This is a genomic window from Microbacterium sp. Bi128 (genome assembly GCF_918698205.1).
In genome coordinates this window covers 1-10,613 of record NZ_CAKKMM010000121.1, presented here as the reverse complement: position 1 = coordinate 10,613, position 10,613 = coordinate 1, and the positions used below count along the sequence as shown (strand labels likewise).

General features: G+C 65.5%; 8 protein-coding genes and 1 pseudogene. 6 read left to right on the top strand and 3 right to left on the bottom strand.

The genetic code is table 11. The features are described from left to right. The 5 genes and pseudogenes from LQV45_RS10915 to LQV45_RS10895 form a co-directional block, all read left to right on the top strand. Positions 1–277 (top strand): annotated as a pseudogene (locus LQV45_RS10915) (hypothetical protein); the annotation flags it as partial. After that, complete coding sequence (locus LQV45_RS10910; RefSeq protein ID WP_230007039.1) at positions 274–963, top strand: DedA family protein; 690 nt, start codon at positions 274–276, stop codon at positions 961–963. The pseudogene LQV45_RS10915 and the gene LQV45_RS10910, both read left to right, overlap by 4 nt. Before the next feature lie 29 nt (positions 964–992). Then, positions 993–2,234: a glycosyltransferase gene (locus LQV45_RS10905; RefSeq protein WP_230007038.1), complete on the top strand. Its 1,242-nt coding sequence runs from the start codon at positions 993–995 to the stop codon at positions 2,232–2,234. Between the two features lie 11 nt (positions 2,235–2,245). Next, the gene (locus LQV45_RS10900) at positions 2,246–4,003 is read left to right on the top strand and encodes a glycosyltransferase family 39 protein (protein ID WP_230007037.1); all 1,758 of its coding nucleotides are present in this window, start codon (positions 2,246–2,248) and stop codon (positions 4,001–4,003) included. A gap of 98 nt (positions 4,004–4,101) precedes the next feature. After that, positions 4,102–6,555: a bifunctional lysylphosphatidylglycerol flippase/synthetase MprF gene (locus tag LQV45_RS10895; protein WP_230007036.1), complete on the top strand. Its 2,454-nt coding sequence runs from the start codon at positions 4,102–4,104 to the stop codon at positions 6,553–6,555. 14 nt (positions 6,556–6,569) lie between these two features. Here the strand turns inward: LQV45_RS10895 and LQV45_RS10890 are convergent, their stop codons facing one another. From LQV45_RS10890 to LQV45_RS10880, 3 genes are read right to left on the bottom strand one after another with little or no spacing between them, the layout of a single operon-like run. After that, positions 6,570–7,619, bottom strand: a complete 1,050-nt coding sequence (locus LQV45_RS10890) for an ABC transporter ATP-binding protein (RefSeq protein ID WP_230007035.1) — start codon at positions 7,617–7,619, stop codon at positions 6,570–6,572. Next, positions 7,616–9,115: an iron ABC transporter permease gene (locus tag LQV45_RS10885; protein ID WP_230007034.1), complete on the bottom strand. Its 1,500-nt coding sequence runs from the start codon at positions 9,113–9,115 to the stop codon at positions 7,616–7,618. The genes LQV45_RS10890 and LQV45_RS10885 overlap by 4 nt, the downstream gene beginning before the upstream one ends. 59 nt (positions 9,116–9,174) lie before the next feature. Beyond that, entirely contained in the window at positions 9,175–10,221 is a 1,047-nt protein-coding gene (locus tag LQV45_RS10880) for an iron ABC transporter substrate-binding protein (RefSeq protein WP_230007040.1), read from the bottom strand. A gap of 277 nt (positions 10,222–10,498) precedes the next feature. Between LQV45_RS10880 and LQV45_RS10875 the strand changes: the two genes are divergently transcribed. Then, a partial coding sequence (locus LQV45_RS10875) for an undecaprenyl-diphosphate phosphatase (RefSeq protein ID WP_290370232.1) occupies positions 10,499–10,613 on the top strand: 115 nt, incomplete at its 3' end.

The following is a 10,613-nucleotide window of genomic DNA, read 5'->3' as shown; positions in this document are numbered from 1 at the left end:
CTTCCCGCCCGCGAACATCAGCACCTACCGCACCATCGTGCAGGACACCCTGAGGCTCGTCCAGGCGGGTAACACCGCAGAGGCAGCTACCCGCATCACGGACCTGGAAACCGCGTGGGATCGAGATCAACCCACGTTGGAGCCGCTGGATGGCACCGGTTGGGCAGTCCTCGACGGCCAGATCGACAAAGCCCTCCGAGCCGTGCGCTCCGCCTCGCCTGACCCCACCCTGCAAACCGACGCCTTGAGCACCCTGCTGGAGACCCTGAACTCATGAACACCGCGACACTTCTTGCGGCCGCCACCGCTCCCACCGACCCTCACAACTTCACCGGCATCGTCGGATTCGGTGTCAGCTTGATGCAAGGCATCGGGGAATGGGGCGTAGGAGTGTTCACCTTCCTTGAAACGGTGTTCCCGCCTATCCCCAGCGAACTCATCCTTCCCTTGGCGGGATTCCTCACTCACAACAACGGCATGAATTTTTGGCTGCTGGTGCTCACCAGCACGCTGGGCGCATACCTTGGTGCCGTGGTGCTTTATGCACTCGGCGCCTGGGCTGGTCTTGAGCGTTCCATCCGCTGGCTGGCCCGACTACCCCTCGTAGACCGATCCGACTTCGACCGAGCCGCAGCGTGGTTTTCCCGGCACAGCAGAAGCGCGGTGTTCTTCGGACGACTCGTTCCCGGCGTGCGGAGCCTGATCTCCCTCCCCGCCGGTGCCGAACGGATGAACTTCTGGCGATTCTCGGTGCTCACCGTTGCAGGCAGCGGCATCTGGAATGCACTCCTCATCGGCGGGGGAGTACTCCTTGGCACCCAGTACGACCTCGTCGAGCAGTATTCCAACCTGCTCAGCTACGTCGTCTACGCCGCCATCGTCGGCGGGGTGATCTACCTCGTCATCAGACACTTCCGACGCTCCTCCGCCAAGCGGCACCTCCCAGCCGACGACACCCAGTAAGCCATCACCACGCGGAGTGGAGACACACTATGGACGTAGATAGCCGGCTGATGCTCGAGGTGGTCGTGCCCGTCCACAACGAGCAAGACACCCTTGACGCCTCCATCCGCACGCTCCATCGTTTCCTTTCCTCGACGTACAGCGAGCCGTGGATGATTACCATCGCTGACAACGCCAGCGTCGACTCGACACCGGTCATTAGTGCGATGCTGCAATCCACGCTGCCGGGTGTGCAGTATCTGCGCTTGGAGAAGAAGGGGCGCGGACACGCTCTGAAGATCGCGTGGCTTCTCTCACAGGCGGAAGTGCTCGCGTATGTCGACGCCGACCTGTCGACTGACCTTCGCGCGCTACCGCCGTTGATCGCGCCGCTGACGTCTGGACACTCGGATGTCGCGATCGGCACGCGTCATGCACGTTCGTCTCGGGTCGTGCGCGGACCCAAACGCGAGTTCATCTCTCGCGGGTACAACATGTTGCTGCGTAGAACGATGGGCGTGGAGTTCACAGACGCTCAATGCGGGTTCAAGGCAATCCGCCGCGACATCGCACGTACTGTACTGCCCCACGTGGTGGACAGCGGGTGGTTCTTCGACTCGGAGTTGTTGGTCATCGCCGAGCGTGCGGGCCTTCGTATCCACGAAGTACCGGTGGATTGGGTCGACGACACGCACAGCAGCGTCAATCTCATCCTTACCGCTGTCGAAGACATGCGCGGCATGGTCCGAGTCAGCCGCGACATCGCGACCGGACGTATCCCCGTCACCGCGATCTACACCGAGCTCGGACGCAAGCCTCTCCTTCCCGCTGAGATCCCCTCCTTCGCAGGGCAGGTGATGAGGTTCTTGCTCGTCGGAGGGTTCTCCACCCTCGCCTACGCCCTCCTTTACCTGATTCTCGCGGCGGGGCTCGCCCCGCAACTGTCCAATTTCCTCGCCCTGCTCGTCACCGCCGTAGCCAACACCGCCGCCAACCGCCGGTTCACTTTCGCCGTCCGCGGCGGTCTCGGGCGCACACGCCATCATCTCCAGGGGCTAGTCGTTTTCGGTCTCGCGTGGGCGTTGACCTCGGGTGCGCTTCTTGTATTGCACTCCTCGGCCGCGGACGCCTCCGCTACAGTGGAACTCGTCGTTCTCACCGCCGCCAACCTTGCCGCGACCGCGATGCGATTCACACTGCTGCGCCTGTGGGTGTTTGCTCGCCCCGCCGACCGGACGACCGCTGGCGACAATCAACCCGCAACGACGACAGCCGCGTCATGCGGCCCCTGACACGGGCCCGGATGCCGGATGTCTTCGCCGGCGCAGTGCTGGTCGCGGTCACCGCGACGACATACCTCGTCGGTATCGGAACCACCGGCTGGGCGAACTCCTTTTACTCGGCAGCAGCACAAGCCGGTGCCAACAACTGGACCTCGTTCCTCTACGGCGCATCCGACCCGGGCAACCTCATTACCGTCGACAAACCTCCAGCGAGTATCTGGGTGATGGCTCTCTCCGTGCGCCTGCTGGGGCTGAGCCCCACGGCGGTGCTGTTACCTCAAGCTCTCATCGGAGTGGTCACTGTGCTGGTCGTCTACGCCACAACGCGACGAATCACCCCACCCGGCGCGGCATTGTTCGCCGGGCTCATCACCGCGATGACCCCTGTCTCGGCGCTCATCTTCCGATACAACAACCCCGATGCCCTCCTCACGCTGACGTTGGCTACTGCCCTGTACGGCGTCGTCCGGTCGCTACAGGACGGTCGGCACCGGTGGGTGTTTCTCGCTGGCGCAGCCTTTGGTGTGGGATTTCTCACGAAACAACTGCAGGCGTTCCTGATCCTGCCCGCGGTTGTCTTCGTCGTGCTCTGGGCGGGGCAGGGGACCCTTCGCAGACGCGCATACTCCCTCCTTGTCGCCGCCGGTGGGCTTGTTCTGACGGCCGGATGGTGGGTTGCGATTGTCAGCGTGGTGCCTTCGGGTCAACGCCCGTGGGTGGGAGGCAGCGTCGATGACAGCTTTCTGTCCCTCACCCTGGGGTACAACGGCTTTGGGCGAATCCTCGGCGGCGGCAGTAACCTCGCCGGAGGCAGCCAACCGGGCATTGACCGTCTTCTCGTGGGCTCCTCAGGTGATCTCATCGGATGGATGCTTCCTGGCGCTGCGGTGGTAGCTGCCGGGGCTTTGATCGTGCACTGGCGAAGCTGGCGACGCCCGGATGCCGCCATCGCGAGCCTCGCCCTCATGTCCGCGAGTACCCTTCTCACCGACGCGGGGTTGAGCTTCATGCGGGGGATTTATCACTCCTATTACTCTGTGGCGTTGGTACCCGCGCTGGCTGGCACAATCGCTTTGGGAGCGACCCTGTTGTGGGGAGCTGAGCGAAGACGCCTCGGAAGGACAGTCCTAGCCGCCGCCGTCATTGTGACCGCTACATGGGGCGGCGTGATGCTCATGGGCCACGGCCCCGACCACTTCCTTCTTGCCGTCGCGTTCGCGCTTGCGGGGGTGGTCGTGGCGGCGGTCATCGCACTCGGCGACGTTCGCAGACGCGAACGGGCCACCCTCACCGCGGCAGCGGTGATGCTCCTTGCAGGCCCCATCGCAACGTCCGCGGCGATCATTTCCCAAGGTCACGCGGGTGCCTCAATCACCCCGATCTCGGATCACAGTGCCGATGCCTCTCCGTCCTACCTCATCGAGCCCGCCCTCTTGGATGCGCTAAGAGCCGACGCGGCGCGGTACCGATGGTCGGTAGCAACCGAGCTCGGTTCGTCCACCGCTGCGCAGTATCAGCTGGCCGCTGGGGTATCCGTCATGCCCATCGGCGGTTACAAACACACCGACCCCACCCCGACGTTGGCGCAGTTCCAAAACCTGGTGGCCCAAGGGAACGTGCACTGGTTCCTCGGGAGCCGGGGCGGGGAGATCTCCGCGTGGGTGAAGACGCACTTCTCCTCCCAGTGGATCGGAGGCGAGATCATCTACGACCTGACGACGCCGCTGACGGATCTCACAGCTCACAGCAACACGACATCCGAGCAGGTACTGACATGAGCGTGCACCTTGAAACGGCGACACCCGCACACACAGCTGCACACCCCCAGCCGGGGCTCTCGTCAGCGCGCGTTCGAGGGTGGGTGCGGCGCCATCCCGTGGCTATCGCGCTGACCGCAGCCATTGCGGTACTCAGTGTCGCCAGCAACATCGTCCCGCAGCTCAGAATCACGCCTCACATCCTCGGCGAGACCGTCACCACGCAGGGGGAGCACTGGCCGAGCACTCTCCTGTCCCTGTTCGCCGTCCCCGGCCCCTTAGCCCTCATCGGCGTGATCCCGCTCGCCCTCGTCGTGTTGGGGTTCGCCGAGCACGCCATGGGCAGCTTGCGCACGTTGCTCAGCTATTGCGTCGGCGGCGTGCTCTCTACCGCAGTAGGCATCGGTACTGGATACCTTGAGGAGCAGTTCGCGGACTTTCTTCCCTTGAATGCGCCGACGGTGAGCACCGTTACGCCGGTTGTCGCCCTCATCTGCACCGCAATGGCCGCCAGTTCATTCTCGAGCGCTCTCTGGCGCCGCCGCGTTCGCCTGTTCGTCGCCACGGGCGCCATTACGGCGTTCCTGTACTCGGGGAGCTCGAACGATCTGTTCTCTCTTGCGGCCGTACCGGTTGGAATGGTCGTCGGGTTTGTCCTGGGCGGCCGACGCCAACCGTTTCGTCTGGTCCGCAGTACCCACCACGAGAAACGTGTTCTGTTGGCGTCGTTAACGCTTGTGACAGCCGTCGGACCGGTGCTGGCCACTCTGGTCGGCTCCGGATCTGGATTGCTCTCCGTCTATGGTTTCCTCTCCCACGACCCGGTGGTCATCGCAGACGGGCGCGCCTGCGCATTCGGCTCAGTGGGCGCCGCATGCCCAGCATCGTTCCGTGCCATCGAGCAACTCCACCCCGCGGCGGGTGTCATCGCCGTGCTGCCCGCGCTTGTGGGCGCATTGGCCGCGTGGGGAATTTTTCGAGGCCGCCGAGCGGCGCTGTGGATTGCTGTCGGGCTGAATGGCTTGTTCTCCGCCGGTATGGCGTTCTTGTTCGTTGTTGTGCAGCCGGAGACGCTGGCCGCCGTCGCCCTCACTCAGGACGTCGAGGCTCAGGAGTACGTGTGGCAGACCCTCATCGGCAGTATCGTCGCGGCCGTCGTGCCCTTGATGACGGCGGTCACCCTGGTGGTGTTTCGTCGGGAGGCACCCGCACGCTCGGCAACACCCGCTCGCCGACGCTTCATCCTCACCCTCGGGGTGGGGGTCGGTGGGGCTTTGCTGATCGGCGCGGCCGGGGCCCTGGTGGATCCATACGGGTTCATGCCGTCGACCCCGGTGTGGGAGATTCTCGGCAGGCTCCCCCTGCGCCTGCTCCCTCCCACACTCGTTCCATCCGACGCTTTGACGTTCGTGCCGGTGTCGGGGTGGGCGCAGGTGAGCTGGTATCTACCGTCTCTGTGGGTGTGGGTGTGCACATCGGTCGGGACAGCCTTCTTCGTTCTCGCCCCCGGTGCGGTGCACGGTGCCGTCAACCGGGAACGCGCTCGCTCCCTGCTGCAGCGGGGCGGGGGCGACAATCTGTCATTCATGGCGACCTGGCCGGGGAACACCTACTGGTTCGCCCCCGACCGCGACGCGGGCTTCGCTTTCCGTGTTCGAGGTGCCGTCGCCGTAACCCTGGGAGGAGCGTTCGGTCCGGACGCGTCGGACCCGTCGGTGGTGACCGGGTTCGTCGAATATTGCGGCGCCCACGGCTGGACGCCGGTCTTTTACAGCGTGATGGACCCCGAAGCGCCGGCGTACGCACAACTCGGGTGGCAGCGCCTGCCCGTTGCGGAAGAGGCCACCCTTGTTCTGACCGAGTGGAGCCTGTCCGGCAAACGCCGTCAAGACATCCGCACCGCAACGAACCGAGCAGCACGCGAGAACGTCACGGCCAGGTGGACGAGCTGGCCGGAACTCACGTTCGCCGAGCACGCGCAGATCCGTGACATCTCGGAAGCATGGGTGGCGGAAAAGAGCCTGCCCGAGATGGAGTTCACCCTCGGTGGTGCGGACGAGCTCACGGATCCCGACGTGCGCCTCATGCTCGCCACCGAAGCCCAGGGACGGATTCAGGCCGTCACCAGTTGGCTGCCGCTCTACGGGCAGGATGGCGTCATAGACGGGTACACCCTCGATTTCATGCGTCGCCGCTCTGACGCCATGAACGGGGTGATGGAGTTCGTGATCGGCAGCGTCGCAACCCGGATGAAGGAGAAGGGGTTCGCGCGCATGAGCTTGTCCGGGTCACCGCTCGCTTCCGTCCCCGACGACGACGGGGACAGCGCTGTGCTCCAACGCCTCCTCGCGCGGTTGGGCGAGGTCATCGAGCCGGGCTACGGCTTCCGCTCGCTGCTCAGCTTCAAACGGAAATTCCAGCCCCGGTTCGACTCCCTCTGGCTGCTGTATCCGGACACAGCCATCCTTCCCGCTGCCGCCGTCGCCGTCGCGCGTAGCTACCTACCGAACCTGACGCTTCCGGCAGCGGTTCGGATGGTGGGGATGTTGCGTAAACCCTCCACATCCCTCTGAGCGCTGCGCCGTGGTCACAACGCGTCCTGCCCGACAGGCAACACGTAGCCCGTACCGCCAACGCCGATGCGCACCTCGCTACCCGTCACGGAAGCGCTGCCGGGGCGCCGCAACAGCCGCGCGGTCACCGCGGCGCCGGAGCCGCGGTCGGTGAGGACCGTGACACGGTCCCACTGTCCTTCGCCCTCAACGCGGACGATGACGGCATTCGGTGTGCCGCTGACGAGGGCCAGTTGTCCTTCACGGAGGAGGACAGACACCCGCCCGGGAGTGGGCGCTGCAGCTGCAGGAGCATGCCGAAGAGGCACTGGGCCGAACGCGGTCGTCGCTGTGGAACCGTCCGTGGTGGCGTCGAGAGACACCACTGCCCCCAGCATTGCCGCGATACGCGCCGTTCGCGGGTAGTCGTGAAGCGTCAGCGGCGCGCCGTACTGCGTCAACGAGCCCGCCTCCAGCACGCCGAGCCGGTCGCCGAAGCTAAGCGCTTCCTGTTGATCATGGGTGACAAGGATGGCGGTGGCACCCACACGTTCCAGGGCCTCCACGACATTTCGACGAGCTTCCGCCCGGAGGTCCGTATCCAGTGCGCTGAACGGCTCATCGAGAACGATGGCGCGCGCCTTCACCGCCAGCGCACGGGCGAGAGCGACGCGCTGCTGCTGCCCCCCCGACAGCTCATGTGGGTAGCGCGTGAGGAGCGTCGTGTCCAAGGAGACAATCTCCGCCCACTCGTGTGCCGTGTGACGCTGTGCTCGGGGCAGACCGAAGGTGATGTTTGCCGCCGCGCTGAGGTGAGGGAAGAGGGCCCCGTCCTGTGGAACATACGCGACCCCCCGGCGGTGCGCCGGTACGCTGCGGGTGCCTGTCACCACCCGTCCGCCCAGCGACACGGTGCCGCGGGACGGGGATACGAGACCGGCGATCACGCGAATCAGGCTGCTCTTACCGCTACCGGAGGGGCCCACGATGGCCGCTCGAGAGCCGTCCTCGATGCTCAAACTAATGCTGTCGAGAATGGTCTGAGCTCCGATGCTGTACGAGAGGTCGGTGACGTCGATTCTCATGCGGTGCGCTTTCGGGCTTGTCGATACATCAGGGCGACAGCGGGGATGCTGATGACGGTGAGGAGGACCGCGTAGGGTGCCGCGTCCACGTATTGCACGGACGTGCTGGCGGACCAGAACTCTGTCGCCAGAGTCCGCGTCCCGTTCGGTGCGAGCAGAAGCGTGGCGGTGAGTTCGCTGGCCATCCCGATACCAGCCAGGGCTGCCCCAGCCAGCACCGAGGGCATGATGGCCGGCGCCGTCACCCGCAGCAAGGTCCGCACGGGACTCTGCCCCAGCGTGCGGGAAGCCTCCTCACGGATGGGTGGGGCCTGAGCCAGGCCGCTGCGGATGCTCACCACCGCCCGGGGGAGAAACAGGATGAGGTAGGCCGCCAGTACGGTGAACACCGTCTGGTACGCCACAGGCAGAACACGAAGGGTGACGGTGACCAGCGCCAGGGCCACGATGATCGAGGGGAAGCTGGACGCGACGAAGTTCGCGCTTTCCAGGACCCGCGTCGCCCTTCCGGGGTAGCGCACGCCCAGCCAGGCCAGAACCAACGCCACCGCCGAGGTGACCGCGGCGCCGGATACGGCCAGGATGACGGTGGTGACGAGGGCGTCGCCAAGCCAACGCTGATCCCACCACGGTCCGCCGAGGAGCCATCGGCCGGTCGTCGCGGTCGGAACGGCTACGGACAAGCTCGCGTACAGCGCCAGCGCGACGGTGAGCAGCACGCCGGCAAGGGGTGCAAGGACGGTGCGCTGCGCCGGGAGCGGGGCGCCGGATCCTGTTCGAGCGAATTTCACTCGGCCCCGGGCGAGGGAGTCGGTGGTGAGCATGAGCAGCGCCAGCACCGCCACGATCGCGCCCATGGCATTGGCGACGGGACCGGCGAACGCGGAACTGTATTGCACCACGATGGCGGTGGTGAACGTCTCGAACCGGATCTGCGCGAAGGCGCCGTACTCCGCAAGAAGATGCAGCCCGACCAGCAGGGCTCCTCCGCTAATGGCGTACCGCAGTTGGGGGATCACCACCGTCCAGAACACACGGGCGTTGGAGTGCCCGAGGGAGCGAGCCACATCCTCCAGGGCAGGGTCGAGCCGGCGCAACGTGGCGAGGGCGGGGAGGTAAACGAGGCCACTGTATGCGAGGACTGCAATGAGGACACCGCCTGCAAGGCCGCCGAAGGCGGGCACGGTGCTAGCCCACGCGTAGCTGACCACGAATGCGGGGATGGCCAACGGGACGACCTGCAGCACCGACCACACGCGCCGCAACGGGAGGGTCGTGCGCTCCACGAGCCAGGCACCGCCCACCCCGACGCTCACGCACAGCGGCACGGCGATGAGGATGAGGAGGACGGTGTTGGTGAGGAGCTCACCGATGCGTGGACGAAAGAGAAGCTGCCCGAGCGCGTCAGGCCCCGTCGCCATCACGAACCAGCCGACGAACCCCACGGGGATGAGCGTAAAAGCGGTGATCACCGCGACAGCGACGACCAGAAGCAACGGCGCACGCCGCCCAGACCTTCTCAGGGGTGTGGGCGGCGTGCGCTGTGTCGGCGTTGTCAGAGCAGACCCGCCGACGTCATCAGGTCCACGACCTCGGGACCGTTCAAGGTGGAGGGGTCGATGGTCGGGGCGCCCAGACCTGCCAAAGGCGGGAGGGCGGCGTTGGCGGCCACGTCGCTGGCAACGGTGTACTCGAAGCTCGAGCCGGTGCGCAGCACATCCTGACCCGCCTTGGACACGACGTACGCGAGGAAGGCCTGGGCTGCGGGGGCGTTTCTGCTGGATGCCAGCACGCCACCACCGGAGACGCTGACGAATGCGCCGGGGTCCTCGTTGCCAAAGTAGTGCAGCTTGGTGTTGCCGCTGTTCTCGGCGGTTCCTGCCTGGTCGATGTACCAGTAGTAGTGATAGATCACACCCATCGGGATCTGGCCGGCGTTGACGGCCTTCATTACGTTGCTGTTGCCCTGGATGGCGGTGGCGTTCGTCTTCATCCCGGTAAGCCACGTCGCGGCGGCATCGGCGCCTTCGGTAGCCACCACCGCGGAGACAATGGCCTGGAAGTCAGCTCCACCGGGCGAGGCGGCCCACTTGCCTTGCCACTTCGGGTCCTGCAGGTCCATCAAGGACACGGGGAGGTCCGCTTCGCTGATCAGGGACGGGTTGTACACGAGGACGGTCGAGCGCGCCGCGATGCCCGTCCAGTTGCCCGATCCCGCGCGGTACTGCGCGGGGACCACATCGAGGGTGGACTGATCCACGGGGGCGAGGAGGTTGTTCTGGTCAACGAGAGAGACACCCGGGGAGTTCTCGGTGAGGAACACGTCGGCCGGGGACGCTGACCCTTCCTGCACAATCTGATTCGCCAGCTCCGAGTCACTGCCGTTTCGCAGGACAACCTCCACGCCGGTGTCTGCCGTGAACGCGTCCGCCCACGCTTGCGTGAGCTCCTCGTGTTGGGCGTTGTAGACCGTGATGGAGCCTGTCACCTGGCTGCTGTCGTCGGGGGATGCAGCCGAGGGGTTCGTGGGGCTGGCGGAGCAGCCAGCCAGAACGGTCGCGGAGGATGCGGCGATAACCAACGCACGGGAAAAGCGCTTCATGGGGGTCCAATCGGGCACGCCGCTTCCGCGGCTCAAGCAAGGTATGCCTAACCAAAGTAACGGGGCGGCGGCATCATTTTCAAAATGAGGGCGCCACTCCCGGCGCGTCGCCCATTTCTTAGAAACGTCTTAGTGGTCCCTGCGTTAAATCCGAGGTCAGAGGCAAAACCGGGGCCCTCCGACCTCGTCGCGACGCGGCAACAGAAGACCGCGATGCCGGATCGTTAGTAGCCGGTTCGCCCTCGCGCCCACAGCACGTCACCCACCGAAGGACCGCATGCATATCTTCGAGGTCATCATCCTCGGGCTCGTCCAGGGCCTGACCGAGTTCCTCCCCATCTCCTCCAGCGCGCACCTGCGCATCGTGGGCGAGTTCCTCCCGTCGCAGACCG

What these genes read in the sequence shown, in the direction of transcription:
- LQV45_RS10910 (WP_230007039.1), top strand. Translation starts at nt 274, where the DNA reads ATGAACACCGCGACACTTCTTGCGGCCGCCACCGCTCCCACCGACCCT.
- LQV45_RS10905 (WP_230007038.1), top strand. Translation starts at nt 993, where the DNA reads ATGGACGTAGATAGCCGGCTGATGCTCGAGGTGGTCGTGCCCGTCCAC.
- LQV45_RS10900 (WP_230007037.1), top strand. Translation starts at nt 2,246, where the DNA reads ATGCCGGATGTCTTCGCCGGCGCAGTGCTGGTCGCGGTCACCGCGACG.
- LQV45_RS10890 (WP_230007035.1), bottom strand. Translation starts at nt 7,619, where the DNA reads ATGAGAATCGACGTCACCGACCTCTCGTACAGCATCGGAGCTCAGACC.
- LQV45_RS10880 (WP_230007040.1), bottom strand. Translation starts at nt 10,221, where the DNA reads ATGAAGCGCTTTTCCCGTGCGTTGGTTATCGCCGCATCCTCCGCGACC.